Annotated in this window: 15 protein-coding genes; 9 read left to right on the forward strand and 6 right to left on the reverse strand. The window is 52.8% G+C overall.

Annotation, left to right across the window (positions count from 1 at the left end; translation table 11 throughout):
* From RTK32_RS05050 to RTK32_RS05065, 4 genes are all read left to right on the forward strand, one after another.
* Positions 1–100, forward strand: a 100-nt coding sequence (locus RTK32_RS05050) for a hypothetical protein (RefSeq protein ID WP_312042418.1), incomplete at its 5' end; no start/stop codon positions are given.
* A 49-nt stretch (positions 101–149) separates the two neighbouring features.
* Complete coding sequence (gsiC, locus tag RTK32_RS05055; RefSeq protein WP_312042400.1) at positions 150–1070, forward strand: glutathione ABC transporter permease GsiC; 921 nt, start codon at positions 150–152, stop codon at positions 1068–1070.
* Between the two features lie 9 nt (positions 1071–1079).
* Positions 1080–1985 (forward strand): glutathione ABC transporter permease GsiD, encoded by a 906-nt coding sequence (gene gsiD / locus RTK32_RS05060; protein ID WP_312042401.1) that lies wholly within the window; start codon positions 1080–1082, stop codon positions 1983–1985.
* Between the two features lie 60 nt (positions 1986–2045).
* The gene (locus RTK32_RS05065) at positions 2046–2495 is read left to right on the forward strand and encodes a DUF4385 domain-containing protein (RefSeq protein ID WP_312042402.1); all 450 of its coding nucleotides are present in this window, start codon (positions 2046–2048) and stop codon (positions 2493–2495) included.
* A gap of 284 nt (positions 2496–2779) precedes the next feature.
* Here the strand turns inward: RTK32_RS05065 and RTK32_RS05070 are convergent, their stop codons facing one another.
* Entirely contained in the window at positions 2780–3487 is a 708-nt protein-coding gene (locus RTK32_RS05070) for a phage antirepressor KilAC domain-containing protein (protein ID WP_312042403.1), read from the reverse strand.
* A gap of 201 nt (positions 3488–3688) precedes the next feature.
* Here RTK32_RS05070 and RTK32_RS05075 point away from each other — a divergent pair, with 201 nt between their 5' ends.
* Entirely contained in the window at positions 3689–4801 is a 1113-nt protein-coding gene (locus RTK32_RS05075; RefSeq protein ID WP_409451064.1) for a PQQ-dependent sugar dehydrogenase, read from the forward strand.
* Positions 4802–4846: 45 nt separating this feature from the next.
* Here RTK32_RS05075 and RTK32_RS05080 read toward each other — a convergent pair whose 3' ends face one another.
* Positions 4847–5503 (reverse strand): HAD family hydrolase, encoded by a 657-nt coding sequence (locus RTK32_RS05080; protein WP_312042419.1) that lies wholly within the window; start codon positions 5501–5503, stop codon positions 4847–4849.
* A gap of 231 nt (positions 5504–5734) precedes the next feature.
* Here RTK32_RS05080 and RTK32_RS05085 point away from each other — a divergent pair, with 231 nt between their 5' ends.
* Entirely contained in the window at positions 5735–6925 is a 1191-nt protein-coding gene (locus RTK32_RS05085) for a serine hydrolase (protein ID WP_312042405.1), read from the forward strand.
* Positions 6926–6976: 51 nt separating this feature from the next.
* Here RTK32_RS05085 and RTK32_RS05090 read toward each other — a convergent pair whose 3' ends face one another.
* The 3 genes from RTK32_RS05090 to RTK32_RS05100 form a co-directional block, all read right to left on the reverse strand.
* The gene (locus tag RTK32_RS05090; RefSeq protein ID WP_312042406.1) at positions 6977–8236 is read right to left on the reverse strand and encodes an HAAAP family serine/threonine permease; all 1260 of its coding nucleotides are present in this window, start codon (positions 8234–8236) and stop codon (positions 6977–6979) included.
* Between the two features lie 503 nt (positions 8237–8739).
* Positions 8740–9345, reverse strand: a complete 606-nt coding sequence (ybjG, locus tag RTK32_RS05095; RefSeq protein ID WP_312042420.1) for an undecaprenyl-diphosphate phosphatase — start codon at positions 9343–9345, stop codon at positions 8740–8742.
* 393 nt (positions 9346–9738) lie between these two features.
* On the reverse strand, positions 9739–11424 hold the full coding sequence (locus RTK32_RS05100) for an aspartate:alanine antiporter (protein WP_312042407.1): 1686 nt from the start codon (positions 11422–11424) through the stop codon (positions 9739–9741).
* 265 nt (positions 11425–11689) lie between these two features.
* Here RTK32_RS05100 and ybjM point away from each other — a divergent pair, with 265 nt between their 5' ends.
* Complete coding sequence (gene ybjM, locus RTK32_RS05105; protein WP_312042408.1) at positions 11690–12058, forward strand: inner membrane protein YbjM; 369 nt, start codon at positions 11690–11692, stop codon at positions 12056–12058.
* A gap of 78 nt (positions 12059–12136) precedes the next feature.
* Here ybjM and RTK32_RS05110 read toward each other — a convergent pair whose 3' ends face one another.
* Positions 12137–12400 carry a GrxA family glutaredoxin gene (locus RTK32_RS05110; RefSeq protein WP_147196543.1) on the reverse strand — a complete coding sequence of 88 codons (264 nt, stop codon included), beginning with the start codon at positions 12398–12400 and terminating at the stop codon, positions 12137–12139.
* A gap of 187 nt (positions 12401–12587) precedes the next feature.
* On the opposite strand from RTK32_RS05110, the gene RTK32_RS05115 reads away from it, so the two are divergent.
* On the forward strand, positions 12588–12872 hold the full coding sequence (locus tag RTK32_RS05115; RefSeq protein WP_312042409.1) for a DUF1418 family protein: 285 nt from the start codon (positions 12588–12590) through the stop codon (positions 12870–12872).
* On the forward strand, positions 12856–13366 hold a 511-nt coding region (gene nfsA, locus RTK32_RS05120; RefSeq protein WP_312042410.1), incomplete at its 3' end, for an oxygen-insensitive NADPH nitroreductase. The genes RTK32_RS05115 and nfsA, both read left to right, overlap by 17 nt.

The raw sequence follows: 13366 nt of genomic DNA on the forward strand, positions 1-13366 counted from the left end.
GGTGGTAGAAAAGCTGGTTTCAGCCAATACCAAAAACCTGACGGGCTTTTATGTGATGCCGGATACTTCTTTCAGCTTTGACGATGCCGATCTGAAGTAGTGGCGGCGTCGGCTGATGCGGGTGCCGACGTGAACGTGCTGGGAAACTTATGCTTAATTATTTTATTAAACGTCTGCTGGGCCTGATCCCCACTCTGCTCATCGTGGCGGGTCTGGTGTTTCTGTTTGTGCACATGCTGCCGGGCGATCCGGCCAGGCTGGTGGCCGGGCCAGAGGCGGATGCAACCGTCGTCGCTCTGGTACGCCATCAGCTCGGCCTGGATCAGCCGCTTATCCAGCAGTTCTGGCACTTTATCAGCCGGGCGGTACGGGGCGATTTCGGCCAGTCGATGGTTTCCCGTCGGCCGGTTTCCGCTGAAATAACCCAGCGGTTTCTGCCAACGCTGTGGTTGACGCTAAGCAGCATGGTCTGGTCGGTGGTTTTCGGTATGACTATCGGCATCGTCTCAGCAGTCTGGCGCAACCGCTGGCCGGATCGGATTGGCATGACGCTGGCCGTTTCCGGCATCTCTTTCCCGGCTTTTGCGTTAGGCATGCTGCTGATGCAAATTTTCTCCGTAGAGCTGGGCTGGCTGCCCACCGTCGGTGCGGATGGCTGGCGCAACTATATCTTGCCTTCCATCACACTGGGGGCCGCTGTCGCCGCCGTGATGGCGCGTTTTACACGCGCCTCTTTTGTTGAGGTGATGCAGGAAGATTATATGCGTACCGCGCGGGCTAAAGGCGTGCGCGAAACGTGGGTAGTGATTAAACATGGCCTGCGCAATGCCATGATCCCGGTCATCACCATGATGGGCTTACAGTTCGGCTTTTTATTGGGCGGCTCGATTGTGGTGGAAGTGGTATTTAACTGGCCAGGATTGGGACGGCTGCTGGTGGATTCCGTAGAAATGCGCGATTACCCGGTAGTACAGGCCGAAGTGCTGTTGTTTTCACTGGAATTTATTCTTATTAACCTGGTTGTCGATATGCTCTACGCGGCGATTAACCCGACTATTCGCTATAAATAAGGACGGGCGATGAAAAACTGGCGACGTAGCGCGGCCCTGGCCGCGATGCCAACGATCGAGCAACATCGCGTACGCACGCCATGGCGGGAGTTCTGGCGACGCTTTCGTCGTCAGCCGGTGGCGCTGGCGGCAGGCCTCTTTATTATCCTGCTGATCGTGGTCGCTTTTGTGGCGCCGTGGATAGCCCCTTTTGATGCCGAAAATTACTTTGACTACGATCGCCTGACGGAAGGGCCATCGGCGATGCACTGGTTTGGCGTGGATTCGTTGGGCCGCGATATTTTTAGCCGTGTGCTGTTGGGGACGCGGCTGTCGCTGATCTCTGGCTTTTTCTCGGTTGCGATCGGGGCCGCTACCGGTACGCTGCTGGGCCTGCTGGCAGGATACTATGAAGGCTGGTGGGATCGTATCGTCATGCGTATCAGCGACGTGCTGTTCGCTTTTCCGGGGATTTTGCTGGCGATCGCGGTGGTCGCTATTATGGGCAGCGGGATGGCCAACGTCGTTATCGCCGTGGCTATTTTCAGCATTCCCGCCTTTGCTCGCCTGGTGCGGGGCAATACGCTGGTACTGAAACAGATGACCTGGATTGAGTCCGCCAGAAGCATTGGCGCTTCGGATATGACCATTATCCTGCGCCATATTCTCCCGGGCACGCTCTCTTCTATCGTGGTTTATTTCACCATGCGTATCGGGACCTCGATCATTACCGCCGCCAGCCTCTCTTTTCTGGGGCTGGGCGCGCAGCCACCGACGCCGGAATGGGGTGCGATGCTGAACGAGGCGCGAGCGGATATGGTGATGGCACCGCACGTCGCGATTTTCCCAAGCCTCGCTATCTTTTTAACCGTGCTGGCATTCAACCTGTTAGGCGATGGTTTGCGCGACGCGCTGGATCCTAAACTGAAAAACTGAGCCTTGCTGGTCTGTTCTTTGTTACCTGTGCCAGGCTTACATTTTATTCAGAGGTGGACCATGAAGGAATTTGATTACGAGCAGGATTTTAAAACCATCGACTTTCGCCAGCATCCTGAACTTTATCAGGTTGGACGCGGGGAACAGGGTGTGCTGATGGTCGAGCCTTATAAAGGCGAAATATTGCCACACTGGCGCTTCAGAACGCCCGCGATTGCGGAGGTGTCGGCGAAAAAAATTATGGCGCTGTTTGAGGAATACCGGGCGAAGGATGATTTTGTCGGTATGGACATGGCGCGGAAATTTATTCAGATGGGCTATACCCGGGCCAGGCGTTACGCCAATCATAAAGGCGGCCGCAAATATGATGAAGATCGACAGGTATTGCCTTATCACGTTAATGAAGAGAAAGCGGAAGCAGCGGCGATTTTTAAAGTCTGGTGGGATAAGATCCGTGAAGATGACGATTATCTGCAACGTAAAAAGGCGCATCAGGCTAAATACGGCTAAGGCTGACAGGCCTGAAAAAGGCCGCAGTTAAGCGGCCTCAACATCCTCTTACTTTTCTAACCGAACACCGGACTGGTTCGGGTCTTTACGCATCAGAAACCGGTTTGGCAGGGTAATGGACAGGTTCCTGTGCCACCCTGTCGGGTTGAGCTTTTGCGGTACATTGGCCTGTGCCGCTGTAAGCCGGGCCTTCATTCCAGCAGCCTTTCGGTCAAAACTTATCCAGCGAGTTCTTCAGGCCATCATCAGCGTGCTCCCGTGCTTTTGCTGAGAGCGGGAAGCTGTTATGCCGCCGCGCCTTTTGGCTGCGCGGCAAGATGTGCGGCCCACAGAGTAGTCACCCACTTCACCCCTTTAGCGGTAAAGCGTGCCTGTGAAAAGGCATGTAGGTTCTCACCTACACTCGTCCGCACCGTAAAATACCCTGCCTGCACGTGGTGCTGCTGAGGCATCAGCGTACCGTTGGCGCGGTACATGATATTGCGCTCGAACAGGAACTGGCGGAAATCAGGCTCTTTCGCCTTCAGCATTTTGCAAAGCTGACGAAAACCCAGCGAATCTTCCACCTGGACAAAGCGGTCAAAGAACTCCGCCTTTGGGGCGAAAAGAGCCAGCTGCTGCTCGGCAGCCTGACGCTGTTCAAACTGTTCGGCCCAGGCGCGAGCCGCCGCCGCAGGATTGGTGAAGTCCGGCAGTCGCGTGCTTCGCTCCCGCTCCTGCCAGCTGTCGAGAGCCTGAGCAATAAACGCGGGCGCAAGGCGCGCCACGGCTAAGAGCGAATCGCGTTTGTTCAGGCAATATTCCTGGCGGGCTTCACCGTCACGCTCGTAAACCCCGATCGTCAGCGGTTGAGAAAGACGCTGCGTGGTTTCCAGCGTTTTAATCAGCCGCTTTACTTCGCCGTGCGGGATCCCCGCCAGCTGAGCGATTTCCCGGCTGCTCATCGTGACCGATTGATTCAGCGAGCTGAGGTTTTCTGTCGAAATCATCATAGGTTTTACCCCCAAGCTTTTCAAAAGACACCCGAGCGGGCAGTAGAAATATTATACAGTTGCCTGTTTAAATATCCAGTACTTTTTTTAAGCGATCGAGTTATTTGAATCTGCTATCAATTTTGATTTTTTGTAAAGGTTGCCCGACGGAAAAGCCTCTTTGCCACAATGATATCAGTCCCACTTATCCGGAGAAAAATGATGTCCCGACCGCTGCAAATATGTCTGCTCAGCATTTCGCTTTTGGCCTCAGGAATGACCGTCGCCGAAGAAGTGACCGTAACCGAACTTCAAAAAGGATTGCAGCATCCCTGGGCTATCGCCTTTCTGCCGGATAATCAGGGAGTGCTGATCACCGAACGCAGCGGACAGCTTCGTCTGTGGCAAAGCGATAAAGGGCTGTCGGCACCCCTGTCAGGTGTGCCTCAGGTATGGGCTCAACGACAGGGCGGTTTGCTGGATATCGTGCTGGCACCGGATTTTGCGCAAAGCCGCCGGGTCTGGCTCAGCTATACCAAAGCCGATAAAGAAGCACGGGCTGGGGCGGTTGTAGGTTTCGGCACGCTGAACAAGGGCAATACCAGGCTGGAAAACTTCCACGTTGTGCTGCAACAGGAACCAAAGCTTTCAGGCGGCGCCAATTTAGGATCGCGACTGGCCTTTGATGATAAGGGTTACCTCTATATCAGTTTTGGCGATAATTTTCAGGCCGCCACGGCTCAGGACCTGAACACGCTTACCGGCAAAATTGTGCGGCTGAAAGCGGATGGCAGCGTGCCTGAAGATAACCCTTTTGTGCATCGGCAGGCGGCACGGCCTGAGATCTGGAGCTATGGGATGCGCAATCCGCAGGGGCTGGCGCTAAACCCGGTGACGCGGGAAATGTGGGAAAACGAGCACGGCCCACGCGGGGGTGACGAAATCAATCTTCTGCGTAAAGGTAAGAATTACGGCTGGCCCCTGGCGACCTGGGGAAGAGATTATAGCGGTGACCCGGTGCCGGGTTCTCAGGGCGGCGAAGCACCCAACACGGTACAGCCACAGTTTTACTGGAAGGTGTCGCCTGCGGTCAGCGGCATGACGTTTTATCAAAGCGACCGCTTCCCGACTTGGAAAAACTCGCTTTTTATTGGCGCGCTTAAAGACAAAAGCCTTATCCATTTAACCGTTGACGGTGAAAAGGTTACAGAACACTCCCGCTTGCTTAAAGATCGCGGTGAGCGAATCCGGGACGTACGCACCGGGCCTGATGGCTATCTTTATGTTTTAACGGATGAAGCCGAAGGCAAACTGCTAAAGATTGCACCAAAATAAAACCGGCTGTCGGGCCGGTTTGATAAAAACAGGAAAGCCGGTCCGTTATTTCACCCAACGGCAGACTTCCCAGCCGCGCTGTAATGCCAGCTGGCAGAGCGGTTCCGTTGGATTGATGACGTGGGCGCGATCGGCGTGTTCCAGCAGGGGCAGATCGGTAACCGAATCGCTATAAGCCCAAATCTGCGAAAACCGGGCGTTATCCTGTTGCCTCAACCATTCGGTGAGCCTTGCTACCGCATCCTTGCCGTTATCTCTTGCGCTGCTGGTCTGACCGCTGTAGCGATCGTTGACGATTTCCACGCCGATAGCCAGTGCGCCGTGGGCACCAAGGTGCTGCGCAATGGGCGTGGCGAGATGATCGCCGCCTGGTGACATCACCATGATTTTGTCGCCTCGCTGCTGATGCCAGGCCAGTTTTTCGCGCGCGGACGGGTAGACGCGCGGCACGATGTCGCGCTGGATAAAGCGCCTGACCCAGCCGGAAACGGTGAGGGTACCCCTGCCCGCCAGCGGCGTCAGCGTGGCCTGCATATAATCATCTGCTGACAGCTGGCCCTCACGATAACGGGCCATTAAAGCTCTTTCCTGTTCTATCAACGTGGTCGGTGCATAGCCTTGCGAAACGAGCCAGCGTGACCACAGGCCTGCGCTGTCTTCGCAAATAAGCGTTTCATCAAGATCGAAAAGGGCTAAATCCATCATGCTGACTCCACCAGAAGATTTAATTCAGATTAGCGGGGTTTTGTGACGGACATAACAGCATGCTGCAAAATCAGAATAATGCCGTTCCGGTAAACCGTATTCCTCTCATAACTTTAAAAAACTTTACGGCAGTGAGGTTCTTTTTAACGGCCATAAAAGCTAGCGTAAAAGACGCTTAGCCTGTTGATACATTACGTTTTACTTCTATAAGGATAGCCAGCCACCGTCATGAAGATTCTGCTTTTCACTGCCCATACCCTCCCTCTCTTATTTATCGTAGCGGCTTTTACCAGCCGGGCGGCAGACCTCCCGAACCCGCCACCGATTGAGGCCAAAGCCTGGATCCTGATGGATTATCACAGCGGTAAAGTGCTGGCCGAACATAATGCGGACGAGCGCCACGATCCGGCCAGTTTGACCAAGATCATGACCAGCTATGTTATTGGCCAGGCGATGAAGGCAGAAAAAATCCATAATGACGATCTGATTACTATCGGCCCCGATGCGTGGGCGACTGGCAATCCGTTGCTGAAAGGCTCGTCGTTAATGTTTTTGAAACCGGGCGATCGTCTCCCGGTTTCCGAACTGAATAAAGGTTTGGTGATCCAGTCCGGCAACGATGCCAGCATCGCGCTGGCGGATTACGTGGCGGGAAGCCAGAGCGCCTTTGTGAGCCTGATGAACAATTATGTTCAGGCGCTGGGGCTAAAAAACACCCATTTTAAAACGGTGCACGGCCTGGATGCAGAGGGTCAGTACAGCACTGCACGTGATATGGCGCTGCTTGGTCAGGCCTTGATTCGTGACGTCCCGGCGGAATATGCGTTGCATAAAGAGAAAGCGTACACTTTCAATGACATCAAACAATATAATCGGAACCGGCTGCTCTGGAGCACTCACCTGGAGGTCGACGGTATTAAAACCGGTTATACCGCCGGGGCGGGAAACAACCTTGTCGCTTCCGCGACCCAGGGGCGGCAACGGCTGATTTCTGTGGTGCTGGGTGCGCAAACCGATGCCATACGCTTTAGCGAAAGTGAAAAGCTATTAACATGGGGTTTCCGATTTTATGAAACGCTAACGCCGATAACAGCCGATAAACCTTTCGCTTCACGGCGGGTTTGGTTTGGGGATCGAAAAACGGTTCGTTTAGGCGTGGCGGAAGATGCGGCAATAACCTTGCCGAAAGAGAGGGCCAAAGAGCTGAAAGTGAGTTTTATGCTGCATGAACCACAGCTGACCGCACCGCTGAAGAAAAATCAGCTCGTCGGCACCCTGAATTTACAGCTAAACGGCAAAACTATTGAACAACGCCCGCTGGTGGCAATGGAGGAAGTAAAAGAGGGCGGGATATTTAGCCGGATGCTGGATTTTGTGCTGATGAAGCTCTACGGCTGGTTTGGAAAAGGATTAAGTTAAAAGCGGGTTAACTGGCGGAATGCGATGGCGCCATCCCTGGCGCATCCTCAGTCAGAACAGGTCATAAGCGATAGCGGAAATGGCTATCAGGCCCGTCAGTACCACAAAAACGTTGCTGAGTTTGCCGCTGTACTGGCGCATTGCCGGCACTTTATTAATGGCGTACATCGGCATCAGGAAAAGCAGCACGGCAATCACTGGCCCGCCCAGCGTCTCAATCATCCCCAGAATGCTGGGATTTTTGGTCGCCACCAGCCAGGTGGTCAGAAACATAAAAAGCGCCGTTATCCGGTTCAGCTTGTTTTCTGACGGTGGCTGGCGAAACGTTCTGGCAATCAGGCCATTAAACCCTTCGCGCGCGCCAAGGTAATGACCTAAAAACGATTTAGTAATCGCTACCATGGCGATCAGCGGCGCAAGCCAGCCCATCAACGGCGTGTCAAAATGGTTGGCGAGATAGGAAAGAATAGAGATGTTCTGCGCTTTCGCTTCTGCCAGGTTTTCCGGCGACAGGCTAAGTACACAGCTGAAGACGAAAAACATCACCGTCACCACCATCATTACGTGGCTGCGGGCCAAAATCCGCGCGCACTTTTTCGCCGCGTTATCGCCATACTCCTGACGCTTTGCCACGGCAAAAGCTGAGATAATCGGCGAATGATTAAAGGAAAAAACCATGACCGGAATAGCCAGCCAAAGCGTCATCCATAAGCCTTTGCCATTGCCTTCGACATGTTGAAAAATCGTGCTGTTCCAGTGCGGGATTAAAAACAGCGCCAGCGCCATCAATACCAAAACAAAAGGGTAAACCAGTACGCTCATGGTTTTAACGATTGTCTCTTTACCGAAGCGAACGATGGCCATCAGACCCGCAATCAAAATCAGCGACAGCAGCGCTCTTGGCGGTGACGATAAATGAAGTTGATGAGTGATGAAACTCTCTACGGTGTTGGTAATAGCGACGCTGTAAACCAGCAGGATCGGGTAAATAGCAAAGAAATAGAGCAGCGTAAGCAGCGTGCCTGCACCCGTGCCGAAATGTTCTTCCACTACGCCGGTGATATCACGATCGCCACGCCCGGAAAGCACAAAGCGACAAAGGCCTCGATGGGCGAAAAACGTCATGGGAAAAGCGAGAACCGCCATAATAAGCAGCGGAATCAACCCGCCGATACCGGCATTGATCGGTAAAAACAGCACGCCAGCGCCGATAGCCGTGCCGTACAGGCCCAGCATCCACGTGGTGTCGCTTTTGCGCCACTCTGCTGACGCGTCCGTTGAGGGCAGCGTAGCCGTTTTAGTGGATTCCATTGACAATCTCCCGGTTGAAAATAGTGAACTAAATAGTCTGAATGCATAACAGGGAAGCGCTTCCCGTCAGACATAACTTAATTAACTACTCTGGTTGAGACGAACAACACTCTACCATCAGAAAAAGAAGAGGGAAGGGAAAAATAGCGGGTACGGATCTCAGATAAGCGTATTACTTTTCTTTTTAACAGAACGATCATCTGAATGAAATGGTTGGTGCGATAAGAAGCTCTGGATGGAAGCGGTTACTATAGTCATTAAAACCAAAATGGCGGGGAGTGCGATTGCTTAAATATTACCCTCACACGTTAACATTTATGGCTTTTTTATTTTTTAATCATTAAAATTAATGAGTTATGAAATTTTCCTGGCAGGGTGGACCAGCTTTTATTGATTTGCGCAACGACCGAACAAAAATGGTTTATTATTTCGGCCTGTTGCGCAAGAACGTGTTGGTAATTTACGCAGTTGCCCAACTGTAATTAGGCTGGCGCGGCAATAAATTATTCCCGCACCCAGCCTTTGCGAATCGGAAAAGCAAATAACAGGCGGTAGAGAGAAGAAATATTATGCAACAAGCGCTGGCCGCAAAAATGCCACACGCTCTGCGCCACCAGACAAGATAGGACGCCCAGTAGCAGCCCGCCCAGCATGTCCATTGGCCAGTGGACGCCCAGAAAAATGCGTGACCAGGCAATCGCCAGGCCTGTGACCAACAGTACCGTACCTGACCAGGCCCGATGCCAGCAGAAAAAGGCGATGGCAAAGGTGAAAATGATGGTGCCGTGATTACTGGGATAGGATTCCGTCGCGTCATGCGCAAGGAACTGGTGGCCCAGCCCGATAACAAACGGACGTGGATGAGGATACAGACTGCCCGTCAGCCAGGAGACCGTTAAGGCACAGGCTAAAGCGATGGCGGTTTTCAGGACCAGACGGCGCTGTGAACCGACCTGACTTCGGGGCCCCCACAGCCATAGCGCAACAATCAGGACGGGAACGATGGTGATCAGGTCGCGAGCCACCAGCGTGGCCATGGTTATTAGCCAGGCTGGCGTATCGGGTGTGGCATTAATCCAGAGAAACAGCGACCGGTTCAGTGCTTCCAGCATGGTGATTTCCTCATTTCGTTCAGCGGTACCTGACGTACCTGAAAATAAAAACGGGCCGTTTGCGGCCATCAAGCTTCGCAATCGGGTCAGAGGCTTGGACGGCGGCCGTGTTGCCGGGCCGTTTGGCCTCCCTGAAGGCGGTCGCATAAGGTAGAAGCACGACAGGCAAAGATAAATAGGTTCGCTCTTAATTCCGACAGCGGTTGTGGTTTCGTTAAGAATTGATGACGGAAAAAAGCAGGCAGGCAGGTAAGAGCGGGAAACAGGAATAAAAAAACCCGCTAATCAGAAGATTAACGGGCTCCACAATCTGGGGATTTCAAAGAAAAGCAGTGGCATTAATTATGACTGCGACCTACAGCAAAAGTTCGCAGATAATCTGAAATTATTTTAACCGCCCAACATCGGCCAGATAAGAACGATTAACGTGCCGGCCAGGGTCAGCAGCACGTTGGCAATGGCGTAAGTTCCCGCATAACCGAGAGCAGGAATATTGCTGCGGGCCGTATCGCTGATAATTTCCATTGCAGGTGCACAGGTGCGTGCGCCCATAATGGCACCAAACAGCAGGGCGCGGTTCATTTTCAGTACCCAGGCACCAAAAACGAAGCTGATCACTACCGGCAGCAGGCTAACTATCAGGCCTGCCGCCAACATCAGCAGACCCGTATCTCCCATATCATGAGAAAGTCCGCTGCCCGCGCTCAGCCCTACACCTGCCATAAAGACCATCAGGCCAAACTCTTTTACCATGGTTAAGGCCCCCTGCGGGATATAACCAAAGGTAGGGTGGTTCGCCCGCAGGAAGCCCAGCATGATACCGGCAAACAGCAAACCGGCCGCATTGCCTATGCTAAAGCTGAAGCGGCTGAACTGAAAAGTCACCATGCCGACCATGAGTCCGATAATAAAGAAGGCGCAAAAAGCCAGCAGATCGGTCACCTGGCTGTGGATAGAGATAAAGCCGATTTTATCGGCCACCGATTTCACCCGTCGCGCTTCGCCGCTGATTTGCAGCACATCACCTTTATTTAAAATAATACTGTCATCAATAGGCATCTCGATCTGGCTGCGGATCACGCGGTTCAAAAAGCAGCCGTGGTCCGTCAGCTTAAGCTGACTGAGCCTTCTGTTCACAGCATTATTGTTTTTGACCACGATCTCTTCGGTAATGATGCGCATATCCAACAGGTCACGATCGAAAACTTCCTTACCGTTACGGAAGCTGGGATCCAGCCGGGAATGCGCATCCGGATAGCCCACCAATGAAATCTCGTCTCCCTGCTGTAAAACCGCATCGCCGTCAGGGTTCGCAAGAATGCCGTTGCGGCGGATACGTTCAATATAACAACCGGTTTGCCGATAGATCCCGAGCTCGCGCAGGTTCTTACCATCAATCCAGGCGACCAGTTCTGGCCCTACACGATAGGCGCGGATTACCGGCAGGTAAACCTTACGCTGCTCGGCATCCAGACCTCGCTCGCGGGCAATCTGCTGTGCGCTGGTCGGTAAATCCTGATGTTGGAGCCGTGGAAGATAGCGAGCGCCGAAAATCAGGCTGACCAGTCCGACCAGATAAGTTAGCGCATAGCCCAGGCTGAGGTTGTTCTGCGCCTGGCTTAGCGCTGCGCCGCTGGGATAAGTGTGGCGCAGCGTGTCGCCAGCGCCTACCAGCACCGGCGTAGACGTCATGGAGCCTGCCAACATACCGGCCGTCAAACCGATATCCCACCCAAAGAGTTTACCCAATCCCAGTGCTATCAGCACCGCGCTGGAGACCATGACCAGCGCCAGCATCAGATAATTTTTGCCGTCACGGAAAAAAATAGAGAAAAAATTCGGCCCGGCTTCTACACCCACGCAAAAAATAAATAACATAAACCCAAGATTAAGCGCGTTGGGATTGATCGTAAAATGCTGCTGACCAAGCAGAAGAGAAACAACTAAAACGCCAATAGAATTACCCAGTTGGACTGAGCCCAGACGTAATTTACCGAGGCACAAGCCGAGCGCCAGTACGACGAATAATAACAGAATGTCATTTCCACTTAACAAATCTGCGACGTTTATATTCACGGTTTAACTTCTTGTTTACTAGTAACATGTTGAAATAAAGGGTTTTTTACGCTAAATTTATTGCACTGCCAGCAGAGCAGAAACAACATTCGGGCGTTTACGCGGACAGCGCGGAGCCAAATAAAATAAAACGGTCGTCATTTTAATCGCTTCACGCTTTTTCAGCCAGTAAAAGCATTGGCTTTTGTTTATTTAAAACAGGGGAAATCAGTCCGGTGTCATTCCGGCCAGGTGATAACATCAATTACCGAGAGAAGATCCTATTATGTTTAAGGGCATGTCCTGGACAAGCGTAGCGTTTAGTTTTGTTCTTTACAGCATCGTTTTTCTGGCGATACGTTACGGTATGGTCATAGAAGGTACGGCCTGGGCGCAGGCGAGGCCGGGTCTGCTGATGTTTACCTTGCCGGGTGCGATCGCCGCACTGACGTCAAAAGAGCGCCCGCTAACGATAGCGCTGTCGAGTGCTTTGCTGGCCACGCCGCTTTGCCTGATTGTGCTGCACTACTATTCGCTGCATTATCACTCGCTGTTTCAGGAGCTGGCTTTTGATACCAGTGCGGTATTCTGGTGCGGGTCCGGCGCGTTGGGCGTTATGCTCTGCCGCACGCTGTTCTGGCATTCTCATAGCTGAGCGTGACCCGCAAAAAAAAAGAGGACCGCAATGCGGTCCTCTTTTTTTGTCTCCCGCATCAAATCGGGACGAGAAGCTTTACTGGAACAGGCCCAGATTTTCTTTCGCATAGGCCTCGAAATCAGTGCAGCCACCAATGTGGTTCTGGTCGAGGAAAATCTGCGGAACGGTTTCAACCGGTTTACCCACGGTTTTCTCCAGATCTGCCTTGGTGATGCCTTCTGCGTGGATGTCGACGTAGCGGAAATTGAAATCTTCACGCTCTTCAGTCAGTTTTTCAGCCAGTTCCTTAGCGCGGACACAATAAGGACAGCCAGGGCGTCCAAAAATTACAGCAAACATAGGGTTCTCCTCAAAGGGCAGATTTAGTGTGATGTGCATCACAATTTATCATGTAATGTCGCCTATCATGCCCCCTTCCCTGGGTGAAAGAAAGAAGGAATTACCTGTCGTTTCGATTCGTTTCATCTATATAAAGATAAGCCGGTTATGCTGTATTCATCCCCAATCCCCGGAAAACGGAGGCAGTATGGGCAATTTAACCTTTAGCGGCATGCCGAAAGCGGTGCTGATTGCCGAGGCGCTGGGCGGAATTATCCTGTTGTTCTCTTACTTAGTGCTGCATCAGGTGCTACCCTTGCCTGCATCTTTTACCCGCCCGGTTGCCGCCACGATCCTGCTTATCGTTGGCCTTATTATGATGCTGCCTGCCGCCACAGTGATGATGTGGCGCACGGCTAAAGCCCTGGCACCGGAGTTGTTTAATTTGACTGATAAGTCCTCACCAGGAGAGAAGCATGACCCCGACAATTGACCTACTGTGCTCCCACCGTTCTATCCGATCTTTTACTGACCAGCCCATCGGCGAGGCTGAAAGAGCGGCGATTATTGCAGCCGCGCAGGGGGCGTCCAGCTCCAGTTTTTTACAATGTTCTTCCATTATTCGCATTACCGATAAAGCTATGCGCGCGAAGCTGGTCGAGCTGACCGGTGGGCAAAAATATGTGGGCCAGGCCGCCGAATTCTGGGTTTTCTGCGCCGATTTTAATCGCCATCAGCAGATTTGCCCGGAGGCACAGCTGGGCCTGGCGGAGCAGCTGCTGCTGGGCTGCGTGGATACCGCGCTGATGGGACAGAACGCGTTAGTAGCCGCAGAATCACTGGGGCTGGGGGGCGTTTATATCGGCGGCATCCGTAACGGCATTGCTGAAGTCACCGAACTGCTGGGCCTGCCTAAATTCGTCCTGCCGTTATTTGGTCTGTGCCTGGGCTGGCCTGAACAGACGCCGCAGCTTAAACTCCGGATGC

The organism is Erwinia sp., assembly GCF_031978025.1.
GTDB lineage: Bacteria > Pseudomonadota > Gammaproteobacteria > Enterobacterales > Enterobacteriaceae > Erwinia.

Excerpts from the sequence above, each read along its gene's own strand:
- RTK32_RS05065 (WP_312042402.1), top strand. The coding sequence starts at position 2,046 with ATGAAGGAATTTGATTACGAGCAGGATTTTAAAACCATCGACTTTCGC.
- RTK32_RS05090 (WP_312042406.1), bottom strand. The coding sequence starts at position 8,236 with ATGGAATCCACTAAAACGGCTACGCTGCCCTCAACGGACGCGTCAGCA.
- gsiC (WP_312042400.1), top strand. The coding sequence starts at position 150 with ATGCTTAATTATTTTATTAAACGTCTGCTGGGCCTGATCCCCACTCTG.
- RTK32_RS05070 (WP_312042403.1), bottom strand. The coding sequence starts at position 3,487 with ATGATGATTTCGACAGAAAACCTCAGCTCGCTGAATCAATCGGTCACG.
- RTK32_RS05080 (WP_312042419.1), bottom strand. The coding sequence starts at position 5,503 with ATGGATTTAGCCCTTTTCGATCTTGATGAAACGCTTATTTGCGAAGAC.
- ybjM (WP_312042408.1), top strand. The coding sequence starts at position 11,690 with ATGTTTAAGGGCATGTCCTGGACAAGCGTAGCGTTTAGTTTTGTTCTT.
- RTK32_RS05075 (WP_409451064.1), top strand. The coding sequence starts at position 3,689 with ATGTCCCGACCGCTGCAAATATGTCTGCTCAGCATTTCGCTTTTGGCC.
- RTK32_RS05115 (WP_312042409.1), top strand. The coding sequence starts at position 12,588 with ATGGGCAATTTAACCTTTAGCGGCATGCCGAAAGCGGTGCTGATTGCC.
- RTK32_RS05085 (WP_312042405.1), top strand. The coding sequence starts at position 5,735 with ATGAAGATTCTGCTTTTCACTGCCCATACCCTCCCTCTCTTATTTATC.
- gsiD (WP_312042401.1), top strand. The coding sequence starts at position 1,080 with ATGAAAAACTGGCGACGTAGCGCGGCCCTGGCCGCGATGCCAACGATC.
- RTK32_RS05110 (WP_147196543.1), bottom strand. The coding sequence starts at position 12,400 with ATGTTTGCTGTAATTTTTGGACGCCCTGGCTGTCCTTATTGTGTCCGC.